The organism is Paucidesulfovibrio gracilis DSM 16080, from assembly GCF_900167125.1.
Taxonomy (GTDB): domain Bacteria; phylum Desulfobacterota; class Desulfovibrionia; order Desulfovibrionales; family Desulfovibrionaceae; genus Paucidesulfovibrio; species Paucidesulfovibrio gracilis.
This window is the reverse complement of record NZ_FUYC01000002.1, coordinates 351974-370653: the sequence shown is the minus strand read 5'-3', so window position 1 is coordinate 370653 and position 18680 is coordinate 351974. Positions and strand designations below refer to the sequence as shown.

Sequence of the window (18680 nt, the reverse complement as noted above, 5' to 3'; positions counted from 1 at the left end):
TGGAACGCACGTTTTTTTCGGTAAGCAAAACGCAAACGGCTACGGCGTCATGCGCTCCACTGTTTGCTTCAGCTGACGGCCCAACGGTGTGAGGCTGGAAATTTCCCGCTCCACTTTGGTAATCCCCTTGATCACGGTGGAATGACGACGGCCGAGACGTTCTCCAATGGCGGCCAGAGAAAGATCCGTATGGTTGCGGGCCAGGAAAAACGCGGTGTCGCGGGCGAGCACCACCTGCTGCTTTCGGCTCTTGGAGCGCAGTTGATCCTGAGTCAGTCCATACGTGCGGCAGACAAAGTTGATGATCTGATCATAATCCGGCCGGGGATTGGTCTGGGTGTAGTTGTCCAGCATGTCCCAGGCCAGTTCCATGGAAAGGTTTTGTCTAAGCAGCCGCGCCTTGAGCACCAGGTTATTCAAACAGCCTTCCAGCTGGCGGATGTCTTTGGTGATGCGTTCAGCCAGCAGATTGGACACGTCGTCCGAGACCTGGGCGCCCATTGCCTCGGCCTTGCGCAGAACAATGCGGCGACGGGTTTCGAAATCCGGCGTGCCGATCACCGCCATAAACCCGGAACAAATGCGGGAAACCAGCTGGGAATCCACGTTGGACAGCTCCTTGGGACGGAAGGAGCTGGTCAGCACGACCTTGCAACCGCGTTCCTGCAGAGCCTTCAGCGTGCCGAGCAATTCGTCCTGCATTTTTTCCTTGCCCTGGAAGAAATGCACATCCTCCAGCAGCAACACATCCACGGCTTCGCGAAATTCCGCCTTGAACCGGGTCAGTTCGTTGGCCCGCATGGCCATGACGAACCGGGACGCGAATTGTTCGGAGTTCAAACATGCCACACGGGGATTGGCTCGATTGGACGCGGCGGAAAGCCCTCGGCCGATGGAATGCAGCAGATGGGTTTTACCCAGCCCCGGGCTGGAGCACAAAAAAAGATGATCCGAAAGCAGGGTATTGTGACACATGCTCTTGCTCGCGGCCAGCGCCAGTTCATTGCTGGGACCGGTCACAAAATCCTCGAAGCGGAACCGCCAGCGGACATTGCGGCACACTTCCGGAGTCTGCACGATGGGCAGGCCCATTTGTTGCTGCGGCGAGGAGACGACCGGCGGCGCAACGTTCGCCCGCCCCCCTCCTCGGGCCATGCCGGAAGAGACTCCAGGGGACGTTGGCGCCTCAGCTGCGGCAGCCTGTGTTTTGGCGGTTTGTGCGGCGTCCACCTTCACCTCCACGCGCGGGGAGGAGCCGATGGTCTGCAATGCGGCGTCGGCGATCACGTTCAGGAGTCGATCACGCACCCAGCCAGCCACAAAATCATTGGGGGCCAGCAGGGTGAGTACGCCATTTTCGTAACGGGCGGACAGCGGGCGGATCCATATAGTAAAAAGCCCTGGGTTGAGGCTCTTTTCGAGTGTTTTGAGGATGTCGTTCCAGACGTCTTTGATCATGAAGGAGTCACTACCGTATGGATGGAATCTGCTCAAAGAGGCTGACCACGGAAGCCCCGTGGAAGCGCCGAACTCTTATCTACAGCTCATCTCTTTGTAAAAGTTGAAAAAGGTGCACAACACGCGTTAGAGCCGTTTCTGTCTTTGCGGCACAACAGCGGACCGTGCAAGGACTTTTGACTTTTCTTCACCATGAATCAACAAGTGTGAAAAAAGTTTTCCACAGGGATGATTCTTGATTTCGTCATTTTCCTTACAATTACTTTAATTTTTTTCTCATAGATAAAAAGTTATAACCGACTTTTCTAGACATTCATTCGTCTCTTTCCTACACGTATAACATTAACACTATGTTTTTTTTGGACAAAAAAAGATCAGATAAAATTTCCGATCTTCCTCTTCAACCAATGGCAGTTCCCCAGGCGTCATCAGGAAATCCAGAAGCGCCAAGGGTTGGTAACCATTGTCTCGCTTTAGTAACAACGATTTCGTTCAAAAAAACGGTCCCCTCGGGGACATTGATAAAAAGGCATTGAAATGTCGAAGAGTTGTCGCCTGGGGGATACCCCCAGGCCGATAGGATCTTCGACTTACGCCATATCCTTACGCAGTGGGTATTTTCCGCAGGTAAACCGCTCCGATTCCGGGCAGTAGCCCAACTCCACGCACCTGGCTCCAGCCGTGGCAAAAATCGCGGGCAACTTCTCTCGACAAATGACGAGCATGGCATCGGCCAAGGCTCGAATCTCCCACTGCGCCCGAGCACAGCAGCGCAAATGGAAAAAATGCCGCAAGGCCCGGCAGTTCATCGTCAGCACGATTTTGGTTTCCGCTGCCTGCGGCAGGACAAACCGGGCATCCTCATTGGCCTTGGATGCACGCCCGTGCGCCACCAGGATGTCACGCAGATCCGCATACGCGCTCCCCACCTCCTGCATAAAGGCCTCAAACCGTTCACGCGCCTCCGGAATTCGGGCAATGGCCGGAGGCAGGATGTACTCCATGTCCGACTCCGTGACATACCGCTGACTTTGCTGCGAGTAGGAAGCCAGCCTGTGGCGCACCAGCTGGTGCGAGCAGGCTCGGGAAATGCCTTCCACCGCAAAGCTAAAGCTCACATGCTCCACAGGGCTGTCGTGGCCGGATTCCAAAACGCGGCTGACCAGTCCCGCCTGCTTTTCCGGGGGGATCTCCCCGTTCAGCAGGCGGGGCCACATGTCGGCCACAAACCCGGCATGATAGCATTGCCGAAAGGCGGCATACAACAATTCAAGCGCGTTGGGCGTCATGCTCAACAGCTCGACACGCAATTTTTTTTCGGCCATGAAGCACTCCGATGATCTCGTTGGGGCATGGCGCCCGGCAAGCGGTCTACCTGTCCAGCGTCACGGTACGCGCCCGGCCCGGGGTCAACTCCACGGACCGCCCTTGCACCACAAGGTGTACCGCGTCCTTGGACGACTCCAACAGGGTGACGCGCAACTTGCCCGGCTTCAGCCGCAGGCCGTACCAATCACCCCGAAAACGGAGTTTCAGCTCCAATTCGGACCAATGCGCGGGAAGATGCGGCTGGATCGTAAGACGCTCCCCTGTGACGTCCACCCCGGCAAAATAGCGGGTTACGATGTCCAGGGTTCCGGCCATGACGCCGGTATGAATCCCTTCCAGCGTGGTGCCGCCCTGACTATCGTGGATGTCGCTGACCAGAGCCTCAAGGAACCATTGCCAGGCAGTGGCGTCATCCCCGAAATAACTGGAGATAAGCGCATGAACCACCTTGGAGAGCGTAGACCCGTGGCTGGTGCGCCCCTCGTAATAGTCATAGTTCCGGCGCAACAATGTGGCCGGGTCGCCCACGTCATGCCCGAGTCGGCCAAGAATGTCCACAATGGTTTCGGGGGGGAGAGCATAAAACATCATCAACGTATCCGCCTGTTTGGCCAGCTTATAATGGTCCGGCGAATCCCCCTCGGCCTTGAGAATGCGGTCCAGACGGTGGATGTCCCCGTATTTGGCGCGATAGGCGTCCCAATCCAGCTCATCCAATCCGAAATACCCGGCAAACTGTTCTATAACGCCCTGCTCGTTCAGGCTGACGTGCAGTCCTCGGGCGATTTCCTGCCAGCGCTCGGGTTCTTCGTCACGCAGACCCGACCGCTTCGCCACCCGCTTGCGGTCCGCCGGAGAAAGCCGCTCCAGAAGATCCACAGCCCGTTCCAACAACCAGGAACTCATCACATTGGTGTAGGCGTTGTCTCGCAGCCCCTCCCGATTGGAACCAGGCAGGGATTCATGAAATTCATCCGGTCCCATGACGCCGTCAATGTGCCATTGTCCCGTGGCTTCGTCCTTTTGGGCAATGGACCCCCAAAACCGGGCGATGGAGAGCATCAACTCGGCCCCCTGACGGCGCATGAAGTTCCAGTCTCCGGTGCAGTGCACATACCGCCAGGTATTGAAGAATACGGCGATGGAAACATGACGCTGGCGACGCGACAGGTCCGGTCCCCAATCCCCGCTTTTGGGGTTGAAATGAACCTCCTGGGTCTCCTCCTCCCCACCGTCCGCGGTCTGCCAGGGAAACATAGCGCCTTCGTATCCGTGCTCGCGGGCATACTGCCGCGCCCCCTCCAACCGGTTGTAGCGATAGGAAAGCAGCGCCTTGGATATTTCCGGGAAACGCAGATCATAGAAGGGCAGGATGTACAGTTCATCCCAAAAAATATGACCACGGTAGGCCTCGCCCGAAAGTCCGCGCGCAGGCATGCCCGCATCCAAATTCCGGTTATGCGGCGAGGCCGTCACCAAAAGGTGATAGGCGTGCAGCCGCAAGGTGCGCTGCACCAGCCGATCGCCGCCCACCTTGATGTCCGCCTTGTCCCACAGGCGTTCCCAGGCTTTGGCGTGTCCGGCATGAAGCTGCCGGAAACTACGCGCCCGATCCAGTCGGGCCACGGACGCCCGGCGCGGTTCCTCCGCATCCAGCGAGGTATACACGCTGACCAGCTTGTCCACGGCGTAACAGCGGCCTTCTCCAGCCGGGAAGGACAACTCCTCACCAATGAATGCACGGTCGGGGCAGACTTCCCGCGTGCCGTGAATACGCCGCCCCTCGTCAAACAGAACGTGTTTGGCGCTCATGGCCACGTGATAGCCCGAAGCCGTGGTGCGCGTTTCCAAAAACACGCCGCCCGCGGCCTTCCCGCTTTTCACAAACTCAAGGTGCTGCTGGTTGAGTTGACGGTACCGGGCCACGCCGTCATTGATGATGTTGCCGTCAATACCCGAACGCACCGTCACCCGGCCGGACCAGTTCACCGGGGTCAATTCCAACCGCTGGGCCAACAGATGCGGATCCGCCATGCTGGCCAACCGCCGCGACACCAACCGCGTTATGCGGCCAAGATTGTCCTTGACCACCATACGCCGTTCAAGCACGGCTTCACGCAGGTGCAGCGCATGGGAATAGGAAAGCACCTCCATGTCCATGGGGCTGATATATTCGCCCTGGTCCACCCGAAATTCCATGAGCAGCCAGTTGGGGCAGTTCACAAAATCATTATTATAAATATCACGTCCATGCAGCGGAGTGGGAATTTTGTTGAACACACCAGCCAGATATGTCCCCGGGTAGTGGTGCTCGGAAGCACGCTCCGTTTCCAACGCCCCCCGGACACCGAGGTATCCGTTGCCCACCGTGGTCAGGGCTTCTCGCAACTTCTCGTTTTCCGGATCCAGCCCCTGGTAGGCAAAGGTCCAGCCATCCCGTTCCAGGCCGTTGCGGAACCAGTCCTCCAGATCGTCCACACTGATTTCACCCAGATCACGCACGGCCAAATCCGCGCCATTGGCCAAAAGCACATCCCCGGGCGTCTCTCGGGCCACCCCCAATGTCAGGCCAAAATTTCCCGCGCATCCGGCCTGCACGCCGGAGATAGCATCCTCCACCACCACGCACTGCCCGGGCCGTAGGTCGAGGTTGGCCGCCGCAGTGGTAAAAATGTCCGGATCCGGCTTGCCCTTCAGCCCCAATTCCAGGGAAACGTCTCCATCCACCCGGGTCTCGAAAAGATCATCCAATCCCGCCAATTCCAGAATCAACCGGCAGTTGCGGCTGGACGAGGCCACGCCCACGCGGATGCCGCGCCGCTTCAATTCGCGCACAAGTTCCACCGAGGAGGCAAACACGTCCGGTCCCTCCTCCTTGAGCACCTTCTGAAAATCAAGATTCTTGCGATTGCCCAGGCCGCAAACGGTTTCCACGTCCGGGCTGTCGTCATGGTCGCCGAAAGGCAGGTCAATGCCCCGCGACTCCAAAAAGCTCCGAACCCCCTGCATGCGCGGCTTCCCGTCTACATACGCAAGATAGTCCTCCGCGGTGAAGGGCTGGAAGGGTTTGCCGTCCCGCTCGGCCACCTGTTGCAGATATCGGTTGAACATGCTTTCCCAGGCCATGGAATGAACCCTGGCCGTTCCGGTAATCACGCCATCCAGATCGAAAATCACACCTTGCGGTCCGCTGGTCGACATATTCGCTCCTTGCAAAACCTTCTTGTGCGGCAATAAGCCGCGTCACATCCCGGTTCGAAGATATCCCTGCGACGCCTTATACGTCGGAACGGGCCAGCATGCCCAATGCCGTCACCAGCACATCCGGCCGCGACACCACGAGAGAAGAGGGCGTGAGCCGCCGCACATCGGCCGCCAGTTCCTCATCCCGGGTCACAAAGACCACCCAGGTCTCCGGACACCGTTCCAACACGGCCTGGGCCAGCGGCAGATCCGAGCGGGTGTCCCCACTGACCAGATTCGGCCCCTTTTGCAGGTCCAAGGCAAAGGTCTGGTCCAAAAACGCCACGCCCTCGGCCTTGCTAAAATCTTTGCCGCCCTGCTCGTCATCCACCGTAAGAATCACCTCCACATCCAGACCTGTGTCCTCGATGTAGAAATGACGACCTTCCGGGTCCACCTCCGCGACCACCTGGCCGATCACGGCCAAAAACGCCTTGGACTCATCCTCGGGAATCGTACCGGTGATGTCCTGGCGGGCAATGGTGGTCTGCCCGAATTTCCGCTGATACCCGGAACCGATGAGCGTAAACGTACCATACGCTGGCTCGCAAAGCAGGGTCTCCATCCGCGCGTTGAAGGCATCGAGCAGCGCCTGCTTTTCCGGCTCAATGGGAAACACCCGCCGCGCTCCTTCCAGGTCCAGACACTCCCGTCCCTTGGACGCGGCATAGATGAAGGACCCGTCAGGATTCACACTGACGTTGACGATGCCGGGGTCGCGCAGGGGCGCAGAGGTGATGAACACTGAGCGCCCCACATGGACCCGCGCATAGCGGGAAAGAAAGACCGCATTGTATGCGGATTGGATGGACGAGTTGTAACGCCCGCAATAGTTGTTGGTGGTGCCGTCCCGGTCCGTAATCCAGGCTTTGAAGGAACGCCCCTGCAAGACATTCAGTGCCGTGCTGACTTCCTGGGAAAAATCGGGATGCAATTGCGCCAGAAAGGTCAACAGAGCGTCCTCGCCCTGTCGAAGATAAAGCACGTCCTTTTCCAGTTCGCCAATCTCGTACCCGAGATCCAGCTCCATGGATCGGCCGGGCGTGACCTCCAATTCCGCCTTTCCGTCAGGACGCAAGATGTTTCGCAAGTCCTCAAGCGTTGTTTCCAACACCCGTACCAGCGCGGAATCCGGCACCCGGCCTGCGGCAATATCCGCCACGGCCCGGACGCGCACTTCCCGGGTCTGGTGCATGCGCTCGTAAAACCCTTTCAAGTCCACAATCGGCGTTGGTTCCATGCCCTGGCCCATGATTCCTCCATCCCTGCCGGTGGCGTTGTTCGCTCCGGACCATTGATTCCCGTTATCGTACCATATACAATTTGTCTGCTGCGCTTGCAGCCGTGGCCTCGGCGCTCAGGCCGCCGGGCAACAAAAAGTGCAGCATGCGCATGAACACCGGTTCCCATTCATCTATTTCCGCAAAGATACGGCGCTTGCACTCCTCATCCACCACCAGACCGCGGGCCTCGGCCACCGCCTGCACCCCGGCCATGGTGTAAAATACCACCCCACCGGCGTTCAGCGTTGATGCCAATGCTTCATCCTGCAACAGCTCTTTATCCACGGAAGCCACCACCCGGTCGCCATCCAAGGCGGACTGGAGCGCGGCGGCATCCGCAATTTCGACAAAGCCCAGCTTGAGCCGTGCAGCCAGAATGCGCCCCACTTCCCGGCGTCCCGATCCCTCCGGGCCGATGAAAAATACGCTTTTTCCGGCGGAGCGTACCGCAGGTTCCCCCGGACCGCCGTTATACACGCGTGTTTGATCCGGTTCCTCCACCTCAACCTTCTTGACCTGATCCGCATCAATATTCGTCCGTCGCATGAGCGTTTCCTCCGCTGATAATTTTTCTCCAGCATACCCAAGGCTTCACATAATGCAAAGCCGGAGAGAACGCCCGCCCCGCCGCGCCCGGGGGTGGGCAGTGCCGCAATTTACAGGTAGGATCTTTGCATGCCCAAGGAATACGTACATTTTCAAATCGCCCTGCAATCGGCCCATCTGCCGCAAAACGGTCGTCTGGGCGCGGACGCCCGCAATCACGTTCCCTATCTGCTCCTGGGGGCGGTATTTCACGATGTCCTGTTTTACCTGGAGCGTCCATGGGCCGGGGAACCAAAACCCATTCTCCGTTTGCCTCACCGGCTCCATGGCGGTGGGGGCCACGACCCATACGACCTGCTTCGTATCCAGGCCGCCCACGCCACGGAAACCCGCGCCCCCCAGGCCCGGGCCTTGCTCGCGGGCATGGCTTCCCACATCGGCGCGGACACGGCCATGCACCCTCTTATCCATTACCTCTGCGGCAACTATTACGCGGAGCCACTGGCCGTGGAACGACACCGGTTTCTGGAATCCTGCCTGGATTTGTCCATGGCCGGCAGCCGGACCGAACTTGGCCGCTATGCCCTGGCCGGACTGCTACGGCAGACCGACCCCCTGACCCATTGCGCGACAAAAGGACTGGCCGATCTGATTCGCTGCCGAGAAGCGGACGTATGTAATGCCCTGCAACGTGCCTGGACCATTTTCCGCCGAATGAATTCATTCTCCCTGTCCCGCGCCGGGAGTCTGGCCGCACAGTTACGCCCCAGGCTCCCCCGAAAACTACAAGTCCTGCGGGATATCCTGGCTCTGGCGATCCCGCCCCGGTCCATGGTGCTCCAGGAAACAGCAACGCTCTCCGGCCCGCTCCGCTACGCCCACCCGGTGACCGGCACACCGGAAACCGTCACATTCCACGCATTGCAGGCCCAAGCCCGGCAAAACACCCTGCATCTCTGGCACCAGCTGGAACCCCTGGCCTTTGGAGAAGCCGCCCCGGATTCCCTCGTTGGTCCCGGTCCAGGACTGGACAGCGGATTACCCGGCCTGGATATGCAGCACGCCGTCCACTTCGCCCAGCCGCGCTTTCCCGCAGTGTAACGCGTCAGGCTTCCAAGACCAGACGTACGTTCACGCTGATCGGATCGAACACCAGATGATAGCCAAGATAACGAAAGAGCTTGGCAGACCCGTAGTTGACGCCCCAAAGCGTGCGGTCCAGATCAAAATGCGCTTCCAGCGTCATGCGGCCCGCCTCCAGATTTTCCAGCGTCGCCTCGCACTCGAACGGGGCGCGAACGCCGCGCAGCTCCAATGTTCCCTGTACCGCGTGATTCGGCTGCCTCGGTTCCCGGTGCAGTGGACGCATGGTTTCAATCGCCAGCCGCGCCCGGGGAAACGCGTCGGTATGAAAAAAGTCCTCGGACAGCAAATGGGCCACCAGCACACTGCGCAACGACTCCTCTTCCACGTCATGATTGCGGATGCTGCGCATATCCAGAACAACTTCTCCCGATGCCTGGTCCGACGAAAAACGAAACGAACCGGACTCCACGTCCAGACTGCCCCGATGCGAACCGGAAGTGTTGCGCCCCTCCCAACCAATGGTACTTTCCGCGGGAAGCACCGTAACCACGCCCGACGGGGCTTGAAAAACAGCCTCCTCGTCCAGATCCGAGGCCGGGGCTTCCCCCTCCACGGATCCTCCCTCCCGAATCCAGGCACGGATACCGCCGCCCAGCCGGAAGACCGAAATCCATCCCGCCTGAAGAAGCTTTTCTTCCGCCACCATGGCCGAATGATCCTCGTCATCCACGCCGTAAACAACCACCGGCTTATCCCGGTCTTCCACAAGTTCCGCCATCTGGTCCAAAAACGTCACGTTGTAGACGCAGGCCGATACCGCTCCGCTGACGTGCTGCCTGGCAAATCGCTCCTCAAACAACACATCCACCAGCAGGGGACGATCGCCACGATCCAGAATGGCGCGAAGCTCCCGCACGGTAATAACCGCCATGGACACACTCCTTTCAGGGGATGCCCCCCCTGATCAACATGGTTTGCCCTTATCCTACACACCGCACCTTTTTGCGGCAACATGTCCTAAGAAAGAAACGCATGCCTGGACCGACAACCCATTCCCCGCTTCCGGGTTGCGGTACCGAGCCTGGTAGGATACAAGCAAAATTATTAAAAAATCAGGGAGGAAGCATCTTGAAAAAATTACTTCTCATCGGCGCGGCCGCCGTAGTGCTCGTGGTGGGCATTCTGGTCTACGTACTGCTGAACGTGGACTCCATCGTGGAAATGGGCGTGAATGAATTCGGCCCGAAAGTCACCCAGACCGAAGTGCATCTGGACAACGCGGACATCGGACTGTTCTCAGGCTCGGGCGCACTCAACGGCTTGCGCGTGGGCAACCCCGTGAACCGGGGATTCAAGCCTCGCGACCTCCTGGCCGTGGGTACCATCAGCGTGCAGCTGGACCGCGACTCGCTGCTCTCGGACACCATCATTATTCACGAAATCGTCATTGATGCCCCGGCCATCGTGTACGAGACCCAGGGCAAAATGGATAACTTCGAAGCACTGCTCAAAAATATCCAGGAATCCACGGGCGGCAGCAAGGCCGAGGCTAGCGGCGAAAGCGAACCCGCCGGGGAGCAACCCGCGGAAAGCAAGCCATCCAAAAAATTGATCATTGAAAACGTATACGTCCGCAACGGACAGGTCACCGCCGACATCACCGGTCTTCCCGGCGAAGGACTGAGCCTTGATCTGCCGGAAATCCATATCGCGGACATCGGCAAGGAAAGCGGCGGCACCACCCCGGCAAAGGCCGCAGCCAAACTCGTGGACGGCCTGTACGACGGTCTGCAGCAGGCCTTCAAGGATTCCGGCGATATCGTCATGCAGGGTGGGGAATGGCTCATGGACCAGGCCGGCGGGGCCACCCAGGGCGCCCAGGAAGAAGTGGAAGGCGCGGTGGATGAACTGAAAGGCCTGTTCTAGCCGCGCAGACACACTCTGCGTTGCATCCGCATACAAACCAAAACGCCGCTTCCATAGTGGAGGCGGCGTTTTTTTGGGTCCGTTATCACCGGAAAATTCTCATAGAAAAGACCGTTGCCTCACACGGCGAGCAACGAATCCCAGGCAGGGGAACGTTATTTTTTCCCAGGCAAACCGGGCATGCCCCCGGCAATCCGCACGGCCTGGGCCAACGCTTCGGGCAGCAGCGTTTCCACGTCGCGAACGCCGAGCCCCAGCATCTCCCAGCAAGCTACATGCAACTCCGGTATGACCACATCCCCGCTGCTTCGTCCCACGGTCATGGAAGCGGCCAAGACCTCGGCCACATGCAGTGCCGCTGTACCCGGATCCTCTGAAGAGCCGGTCCCTCGCCGACGCCCCACCAGTTCGGCCACGGACTCGGGCATACCCTTCCGGGACAAAAGCCTGACACCGAGTTCCGGAGTCGTGATACCGAGATACTTTTTCTCCAGCCGTTCCCAGGGCGTTGCGCCATCGGCCAGGGAGCGCACGAACGCGCCGTAGGTGCCGGGAACCACCATACGGGCCAGCAAACCACCCACATCATGCAACAGCCCAGCGGCAAAAAACCATTGTCCGCTCAATCCGGCCCGGCGTGCCAACGCCTTGGAAAGTACACCGCACAAAACAGAACGTCGCCAAAAACCGGACGATCCACCAAAGGCACGCACCACGGCAACAACCAACGCCAGAGCCGACAATTCATCAAACCCGGCAAAGGCCACGGCCCGTTGCAGGGAGTCCACACGCCGTCCCACGCCGTAAAACGGGCTGTTGACCAGACGGAGCAACAAGGCCGCCAACACAGGATCGCTGCGAACGGCCTCGGCCACCCGATTTGCGTTACTCATCCTGCCTTGCATGGCCTTTTCCACCCGACAAAATTCCTCCGACAGCGGAGTTTCTTCCAGGGCGTCAAGCAGTCGGACCAGCGGAGCGGTTTCGGCACAACTCCCGGCTGACGGTTCCGGCCATGTTCCCAGCAGGTCTCGAACAGCCTGCCCCAACGCCGGACGCCGTACAGCCCGCATCAGGGGGTGGGCGGCATCGTTGCGACACATAGCCCGTTCCCAAAGGGCAAACGCCCGTGACGCGATTTCCCGTTCCCGCAATACAGAAAAGGAATTCGACGTATCCGGTTCTTCACAGATCATCCGATCCATTTCGCGGAACAAAACATCCAGACGTTCCGAAGTGGCGGCGGCCTCCCGCCCGCTCGGGCAGGAACCATGCGGAGGAAACAACGACTCTCGGCGGGGCTGCGGCATGGGGTTCTCCTTGCAATATAGCTGAACGTCGGCAAATCGACGCTCCCCCTCCAACTAAGCAGCTATCATGCCAAGCCATGCGCATCATTTTCCAAACGTCCTCCGCATCCCGCTGAAACGTCGTGACGAAACCGCACAAAAAAAATGTTTCGGCCTCTAAAGTTTTTTCCGTGGGGGTCGATAAAACGGGCAACTCAAGAAGGAAAAGGGCACCGGAGCCGTGCCCGTATCCATTTAGGCAAGGAAGCCGCAACCGTTTCAAGGAGGAAAGTATGTCCCTCGTCGTTAACCACAACTTGATGGCCATGAATGCGGCGCGCAACCTGAGTCAGTCTTATGGCGCACTCAGCAAGTCCACGGCGCGCCTGTCCTCGGGTCTGCGCATCACCACCGCCGCGGATGACGCCGCGGGTCTCGCCATTCGCGAGTTGATGCGCGCCGACATTAGCGCCCTGCAGCAGGGCGTTCGTAACGCCAACGATGCTATTTCCCTGATCCAGACGGCGGACGGCGCCCTCGGCGTCATCGACGAAAAGCTCATCCGCATGAAGGAACTGGCCGAACAGGCGGCCACCGGTACGTACACCTCGGACCAGCGTCTGATCATCGACTCCGAATATCAGGCCATGGCCTCGGAAATCACCCGTATCGCCAACTCCACGGACTTCAACGGCATTTACCTGCTCAACGGCAACCTCTCCGGTGACAACAGCGCCCACGACGGAACCGGGCTTGTGGCCACCGGCCCGCTGAAGGTCCACTTCGGCACCGAGAACGACAGCGCCGAGGACTACTACTACATCTCCATCGGCACTTCCACGTCCTCTGCTCTGGGTGTCGGCTTGTCCGCCACCACGTCCAGCGGCCGTGCCATCTCCACCCAGGCTCTGGCCCAGGAATCCCTGGTGGCGCTGAAGAACGCCATCACCTCCAAGGATAAGATCCGCGCCAACCTCGGTGCCTTGCAGAACCGCCTGGAGAACACCATCACCACGCTGAATACCCAGGCCGAGAACCTGCAGGCCGCTGAATCCCGCATCTCCGATGTGGACGTGGCCAGCGAAATGACCGAATTCGTCCGGTCGCAGATTCTGACCCAGTCCGCCGTGGCCATGCTGTCCCAGGCCAACTCGCTGCCGCGTATGGCCCTGCAGCTCATCGGCGGTTAATGGTAAGAGGCATCACAGCTCGACCCAATCCAGGGCGAGCCAAACGGCCGGATCGCCCCCATTCGGGTGGTCCGGCCTTTTTCATTCATGGCACCTCAATTGCAACCTTGCGTAGCGGAGAACCAGACAAGGAAAATTTTTCCCAGGCAGGAAAGCCATGAGTGATTACACGTCAGGACAAATAAATTTCGCCGGGCTCGGCAACGGCACCGACTTCAACCAGCTCATCGACGGAATGATCAAGATCGAGCGCAACCGTGTGGTGCGTCTTGAATCCTGGAAATCCGAATGGGAAGCCAAGGTCGAGGCCTTTAATGAGCTGAACACCCGCATGCTCTCCCTCAAGTCCACAATGGAAGGCATGAACACGGTCAATGAATTTCTGACCAAGTCCGTAACCAGTACGTATTCTGACGTGGTTTCCGCCACGGCGGACAGCTCCGCGGAAGTAGCCTCCCACACGGTGCGCATCAACCAACTGGCGCAAAACGCCATCCTGACGAACCAAAACGGTTATCTTGCCACGGATGCGGAAGTCACGGCATCCGGCGCCGGTGCCACGTTTGAATACTCCTACCAGGGTGTGAGCCATTCCCTGAACGTGCCAGGCGGCACCACCCTGCAAGGACTGCAAAACCTGATCAACAACGATCCGGACAACCCCGGTGTGAAGGCCAGCCTCATATCCGACGGCTCCGAGGTCTACCTGCAATTTCGCGGCATGGATCTGGGCGAGGACGCCACCCTGGAAATCGGAGCCGGAACCACGCTTTCGGGCTTCACCGCTGCAGATTTCGACGTAACCCAATCCAACCAGAATGCCGAATTACGAGTTAACGGCTGGCCCACCTCGGACTGGATATCCGTACCGTCCAACACCGTCACCGGCATTGTGGACGGCCTGACGCTCAATCTGAAGGGTTCATCCCTGGGAACGGACATCTCCCTGACCGTGAATACGGACAAGGAAGCCGTAAAGGAAAATGTGCGCACCTTCGTGGATCAGATCAACGAAGTTCGCAAGTACATCCTGGAAATCACCAACTTCGACACCGTGGAAGAGGAAGGCTCCCTGCTCACCGGTAACTACGGCGTGGAAATGATTTCCCAAAACCTGAAAAATATCGCTTCGGAAAAGGGCTTGGGATTCTTCTATTATGATGACAGCGGGGCCGCGCCCCAGGGAGATGTCTTCTCTTCGCTTTCCCAGGTGGGCATCCTCACGGACGCGGATGAAAACTCCCCCACGGCCGGACTGCTCCAAGTGGACGAAGAGCGCCTGGACGAAGCCCTGGCCGAAGACACCGACGCCGTGGCCAAACTCTTCAGCGCGGACCATGAAGGCGGCGTCTACAACACCAACGACCTGGCCTATTACTCTCACATCGACAGCATTACCCAGGCAGGCTCCTATAAGGTCAAATACACGGTGGACGGCTCCGGCGAAATCACCGAAGCCTGGATCAACGGATTCAAGGCCAGCATCGACAACGTCAACCACCGGATCACTTCGCCGTCCAACAAGGTGGCCGTGGGCGATACCCTGGTGGAACAAAACCCCTCCGCCGGTCTTGTGCTCGATGTGCTGAACAGGGCGCCCGGCACCTATCCGCCGAGCGGCACCAGCGATGAGGATTATCCTCTCGGCGTGCTCAAACAGGGGAAGACCGGCCAGTTTATCAATGAATTGAAAGAGTTGACCAACGAAAACACCGGTCCGCTTCATATCCTTGAAGAAAACTACGAAGACATCATGGATATGATCGACGATAAAATCGCCTATGAGGAAAAACGCATCACCAAGATGGAGCGGACCCTCAAAGAAAAATTTGCCAGGCTCGACGCGCTGCTCGGACAATACGAAGGACAGTCCGCGCAGCTCACGAGCCAGATCAGCCAAATGTCTCAAGGCTAAACACCGGAACCATGGAATGCCCGCCCAGGGCACCAAGCATCCAGGAGGACCATAACCATGAGCAAGGCCGCACACGCCTACCTTGCCACCCAGGTGACCACCACCACCCAGGGACAGCTCTTGATCATGCTCTACGACGCGGCCATCAAGTTCCTCAAGCAGGCCAAAGAGCGGATCGAGGCCAAGGACTACGCCAAAAAGGGCATCCTGATTTCCAGGGCCATGGACATCATCAGCGAACTGGCCAACAGCCTGAACCGCGACAAAGGCGGAAAGCTCGCCAACAACCTGGATTCGCTGTATATGTTTTGCAACATCCGGCTGGCCAAGGCCAATCTGAAAATGGACACCAGGATGATCGACGAAGTGTTGAATATTCTGGAAAACATTCGCTCTGCCTATGCCCAGATCGTACCGGAAACCGAAAAACAGCTCTCCGGCCAGGCCCGCACCGGGCTAAACCGGGCCGCCGCTCTGGGGGCCGCCGCCGCGAAGAAGGGCCAGGAAACCACTACAGCTACGGAATCGAACCCCACGCCCCCTACGGCCGCACAGGGCGCGAAAGCCGTCCCAGCCTCACAATCCGCGACGCCTTCTTCGGCCCCCGCACAGCCAAGCCCAACGCCTCCCACGCAACCTCAGGCATCAAAACAGCCGCAGGAACAGCACGCTTCCGCCGCAGCACAACAACCTGCCCCGGCAGCAAAGCAACAACCTGCAGCCCCGCAGCAGCAAACGGCCGACGAGGAACAGCCCAAGCAACCGCCCAAGCCGTCCTTGTCCAAATCCGTAAACCTGCTCCGCCAACGGGCCGCGTCCGCCTATTCCAACTCTCTCTGAGCGGTTCGATCCGGTCCGGCATGGCACGATGCGCCGGGCCGGACGCAGGGGAGGACAAACGCCCGGGACCGATGGTCCGATGAAACGGTACTCTGATTCTGCCCTTCATCGACCGGAAAGACAGTCCGCCGCTGATGGCGTTCCCCTTGCCAAGTTCAGGAAAATGGGCCAAACAGATTTTCGAGCCATGTCTGAACCAGTCCGCATTCTGCATATCGCCAACTCCCTGGGGCTCGGCGGCACGGAAAAGGTGCTCCAGCTCTTTGCGAGCCACCTGAATCCGCGCCAATGGGAGTGCGTGGTGTATTCCCCCCGCGACGGTGAACGCGGCCAGATGCTTCGGGCCATGGGGCTGACCACATACATCCATGACGACCTGCTGCACATCCTCAAAACCGTGCGCCCCACCCTGGTCCATGTTCACCGGGCTGGCTGGCCCGAACCGGCCTTGATGCGGCCCTTGCGGCTTTGCAACATCCCCGTGGTGGAGACCAACGTCTTCGGACACCATGACCCCAGTCCGTCGGGGCGCATCGTCGCCAGACACCTCTTTGTCTCCCATTTTTGCGCCAAACGATATTCCGTGCAGTACGGAATTCCATCCACGCCGCCCCTCTACGACGTACTCTACAACCCCGTCGATACGGATTTCTTCGCCAAGGCGCATTCCAGCTCCCTTGATTTCTCCAACCCTGTTGTGGGCCGTATCTCCCGCCAGGATCCAGGAAAGTGGTCCTCCATGGCCCTGGACTTCCTTCCCTACGCCCTTGAGCGGGTACCCGAAATGCGCTACCGCGTCATCGGAGCCACACCCAAAGCCCGTACCCTGGCGGAACAGCACGGCGTGGCACACTGTGTCGAATTCCTGCCGGGCGTTCGCACCGATGCGGAACTGGCCGAATTTTACAAAAGTTGCAGCGTACTGGCCCACGCCAACGACCGGGGGGAATCCTTCGGCCTCGTCATTGCCGAGGCCATGGCCTGCGGTCTGCCCGTGGTCACGCACCCCAGCCCGCCCCCCCGGGACAACGCCCAGGTGGAATTGGTGGAAAACGGCGTAACCGGCATCGTAGTCCGCAACGCCGAAGAGTACGGCCGGGCCGTATCCCACCTGCTCACCCATCCGGAACTGGCCCAAAAACTGGGTCGGGCCGGACAGCAAAAAGCCCAGCGTCTCTTCCGGGTCCAGACACTTGTACGTCGACTCGAAGCCATTTACACCAGCGTGCTCGCCGAACACGGAGTAACCGTCCATGCCCACTGAACCGCATCTGTTCCACGCCTATACTGAAGAAATCCTCGCCTTCGAATGGAAAGACACCCCCTCCCGGGACGCGGTACCCAAGGAATGCCCGGAAACCGAACTGGCGGAACACGCGGAACGCCTTGTGCGTTTGTTGGAGAAAAGCCGCAAGGACCGGCTGGTGCTCCTGGGAATCGGCTCGGGACGCTTGCTCTCTCTCTTGCGTGAACAGCTGCCTGCGGCCACGCGGCTGACGGTTTGCGAAAGCAACCCCGCCCGGGCCAGAGCGGTCCGCGAAGCATTTCCGGAGCTGCGCGGCACTCCCGACGGCTCCCTGCAATGGCTGGTGGACACCTCGCCCTGGGCGTTGGTTTATTTGCTGGCCCAGGACAACGCCCTGCCTGACCAAGCCATGATACAACTCAATCCGGAGCTGGCGGCCAAGGAAAAGAGCGACTACCAATCCCTCCAACGCACCCTGACCCTGGCCCGCCCCCACGCGGCCATCAACGGAACGCCTTTCGGCCACTTCGCGGTGCAGGCTCCGTCCCTGTCCGTGGGCTGCGTTCTGCACCCGGATGAACCTGATCTGGACAATTTTTTTGCACAGTTCCCGGACTGGGTGGAGGAACTGATTGTGCTCTGGGACGCCGAGGAGGTGCCTCCCCGGGAAATCTCCGCCGCCTGCCCGGTTCACCAATTCGCCCGCCCCCTGAACAATGACTTCGCGGCCCAGCGCAACCACATGCTGGAGCAATGCAGTGCGGAATGGGTGCTGTACCTGGACGGTGACGAGCGCCTTTCCGACGACCACTGGACCCTGATGCCGGGTCTGTTCCCCGTGCGGGGCGTGCAGGCCTACTTTTTCCCCCGTCTGACCTTCTTGCCAGACGAAGACCATTGCCGCGTGGGCTACGGTCTCTGGCCGGATCTGCAACTTCGGCTCTTTCGCAACCACGCGGACCTGCGTTTCGAACAACCGGTCCACGAACGGCTTACCGGCGTTTCCGGACGAACAGGGCTGATCCTGGATGCGCCCATCCTGCACTATGCCCACACACGCAAGCGTCCGGAAGCCCTGGCACAAAAGCTCCAAAAATTCGACAAAGCCTCGGGCGGATCACTTCACCACCGGCTCAGCCCGGAATATCCCCATTTACCGCTACGGCGATTTTTGCGAGCCAATCCGCTCTGCAACGAACTGCGGCTCCTGTTGCTGCCGCAGGCTCCGGTCCGTTGAACGCGGGTTGCGTCGTCCCCGGTTCTCACGTATGTGAGATTTCGATATTTGAGATAAAAACATCCAGCCCCGCCCGGTCCGGCGCATCGAAC

At 59.3% G+C, this 18680-nt stretch carries 14 protein-coding genes; 7 read left to right on the top strand and 7 right to left on the bottom strand.

Annotation, left to right across the window (positions count from 1 at the left end; all coding sequences use genetic code 11):
* Positions 1–39: 39 nt before the first annotated feature.
* The 5 genes from dnaA to B5D49_RS03995 form a co-directional block, all read right to left on the bottom strand.
* A complete protein-coding gene (gene dnaA, locus B5D49_RS04015; RefSeq protein WP_078716356.1) occupies positions 40–1458 on the bottom strand; it encodes a chromosomal replication initiator protein DnaA in 1419 nt (472 codons plus the stop codon).
* Between the two features lie 590 nt (positions 1459–2048).
* A complete protein-coding gene (gene thyX / locus B5D49_RS04010) occupies positions 2049–2783 on the bottom strand; it encodes an FAD-dependent thymidylate synthase (RefSeq protein WP_078716355.1) in 735 nt (244 codons plus the stop codon).
* Positions 2784–2829: 46 nt separating this feature from the next.
* Positions 2830–5988, bottom strand: coding sequence for a beta-phosphoglucomutase family hydrolase (locus tag B5D49_RS04005; RefSeq protein ID WP_078716354.1), 3159 nt, complete (start codon positions 5986–5988; stop codon positions 2830–2832).
* Between the two features lie 76 nt (positions 5989–6064).
* Positions 6065–7282: a trehalose 6-phosphate synthase gene (locus B5D49_RS04000; protein WP_144019111.1), complete on the bottom strand. Its 1218-nt coding sequence runs from the start codon at positions 7280–7282 to the stop codon at positions 6065–6067.
* A 52-nt stretch (positions 7283–7334) separates the two neighbouring features.
* Positions 7335–7859 carry a hypothetical protein gene (locus tag B5D49_RS03995; protein WP_078716353.1) on the bottom strand — a complete coding sequence of 175 codons (525 nt, stop codon included), beginning with the start codon at positions 7857–7859 and terminating at the stop codon, positions 7335–7337.
* Between the two features lie 129 nt (positions 7860–7988).
* On the opposite strand from B5D49_RS03995, the gene B5D49_RS03990 reads away from it, so the two are divergent.
* Complete coding sequence (locus B5D49_RS03990; protein WP_078716352.1) at positions 7989–8960, top strand: zinc dependent phospholipase C family protein; 972 nt, start codon at positions 7989–7991, stop codon at positions 8958–8960.
* Between the two features lie 4 nt (positions 8961–8964).
* Here B5D49_RS03990 and B5D49_RS03985 read toward each other — a convergent pair whose 3' ends face one another.
* The gene (locus B5D49_RS03985) at positions 8965–9876 is read right to left on the bottom strand and encodes a YceI family protein (protein ID WP_078716351.1); all 912 of its coding nucleotides are present in this window, start codon (positions 9874–9876) and stop codon (positions 8965–8967) included.
* 197 nt (positions 9877–10073) lie between these two features.
* Between B5D49_RS03985 and B5D49_RS03980 the strand changes: the two genes are divergently transcribed.
* Positions 10074–10871 (top strand): AsmA family protein, encoded by a 798-nt coding sequence (locus B5D49_RS03980; RefSeq protein ID WP_078716350.1) that lies wholly within the window; start codon positions 10074–10076, stop codon positions 10869–10871.
* A 155-nt stretch (positions 10872–11026) separates the two neighbouring features.
* Here B5D49_RS03980 and B5D49_RS03975 read toward each other — a convergent pair whose 3' ends face one another.
* Positions 11027–12181, bottom strand: a complete 1155-nt coding sequence (locus B5D49_RS03975) for an HDOD domain-containing protein (RefSeq protein ID WP_078716349.1) — start codon at positions 12179–12181, stop codon at positions 11027–11029.
* 272 nt (positions 12182–12453) lie between these two features.
* Here B5D49_RS03975 and B5D49_RS03970 point away from each other — a divergent pair, with 272 nt between their 5' ends.
* The 5 genes from B5D49_RS03970 to B5D49_RS03950 all read left to right on the top strand — a co-directional run bounded on the left by B5D49_RS03970 (position 12454) and on the right by B5D49_RS03950 (position 18588).
* Positions 12454–13350: a flagellin N-terminal helical domain-containing protein gene (locus B5D49_RS03970; protein ID WP_078716348.1), complete on the top strand. Its 897-nt coding sequence runs from the start codon at positions 12454–12456 to the stop codon at positions 13348–13350.
* A gap of 157 nt (positions 13351–13507) precedes the next feature.
* Positions 13508–15265 (top strand): flagellar filament capping protein FliD, encoded by a 1758-nt coding sequence (gene fliD / locus B5D49_RS03965; protein WP_078716347.1) that lies wholly within the window; start codon positions 13508–13510, stop codon positions 15263–15265.
* Positions 15266–15322: 57 nt separating this feature from the next.
* Positions 15323–16105: a flagellar export chaperone FliS gene (gene fliS / locus B5D49_RS03960; RefSeq protein ID WP_078716346.1), complete on the top strand. Its 783-nt coding sequence runs from the start codon at positions 15323–15325 to the stop codon at positions 16103–16105.
* Between the two features lie 187 nt (positions 16106–16292).
* A complete protein-coding gene (locus tag B5D49_RS03955) occupies positions 16293–17369 on the top strand; it encodes a glycosyltransferase family 4 protein (protein ID WP_078716428.1) in 1077 nt (358 codons plus the stop codon).
* Complete coding sequence (locus tag B5D49_RS03950) at positions 17359–18588, top strand: glycosyltransferase family protein (RefSeq protein ID WP_078716345.1); 1230 nt, start codon at positions 17359–17361, stop codon at positions 18586–18588. Before B5D49_RS03955 ends, B5D49_RS03950 begins: the two co-directional genes overlap by 11 nt.
* Positions 18589–18680 lie beyond the last annotated feature (92 nt).

Coding starts and splice junctions, on each gene's coding strand:
- dnaA (WP_078716356.1), bottom strand. CDS start 1,458: ATGATCAAAGACGTCTGGAACGACATCCTCAAAACACTCGAAAAGAGC.
- thyX (WP_078716355.1), bottom strand. CDS start 2,783: ATGGCCGAAAAAAAATTGCGTGTCGAGCTGTTGAGCATGACGCCCAAC.
- B5D49_RS04005 (WP_078716354.1), bottom strand. CDS start 5,988: ATGTCGACCAGCGGACCGCAAGGTGTGATTTTCGATCTGGATGGCGTG.
- B5D49_RS04000 (WP_144019111.1), bottom strand. CDS start 7,282: ATGGGCCAGGGCATGGAACCAACGCCGATTGTGGACTTGAAAGGGTTT.
- B5D49_RS03995 (WP_078716353.1), bottom strand. CDS start 7,859: ATGCGACGGACGAATATTGATGCGGATCAGGTCAAGAAGGTTGAGGTG.
- B5D49_RS03990 (WP_078716352.1), top strand. CDS start 7,989: ATGCCCAAGGAATACGTACATTTTCAAATCGCCCTGCAATCGGCCCAT.
- B5D49_RS03985 (WP_078716351.1), bottom strand. CDS start 9,876: ATGGCGGTTATTACCGTGCGGGAGCTTCGCGCCATTCTGGATCGTGGC.
- B5D49_RS03975 (WP_078716349.1), bottom strand. CDS start 12,181: ATGCCGCAGCCCCGCCGAGAGTCGTTGTTTCCTCCGCATGGTTCCTGC.
- B5D49_RS03970 (WP_078716348.1), top strand. CDS start 12,454: ATGTCCCTCGTCGTTAACCACAACTTGATGGCCATGAATGCGGCGCGC.
- fliD (WP_078716347.1), top strand. CDS start 13,508: ATGAGTGATTACACGTCAGGACAAATAAATTTCGCCGGGCTCGGCAAC.
- fliS (WP_078716346.1), top strand. CDS start 15,323: ATGAGCAAGGCCGCACACGCCTACCTTGCCACCCAGGTGACCACCACC.
- B5D49_RS03955 (WP_078716428.1), top strand. CDS start 16,293: ATGTCTGAACCAGTCCGCATTCTGCATATCGCCAACTCCCTGGGGCTC.
- B5D49_RS03950 (WP_078716345.1), top strand. CDS start 17,359: ATGCCCACTGAACCGCATCTGTTCCACGCCTATACTGAAGAAATCCTC.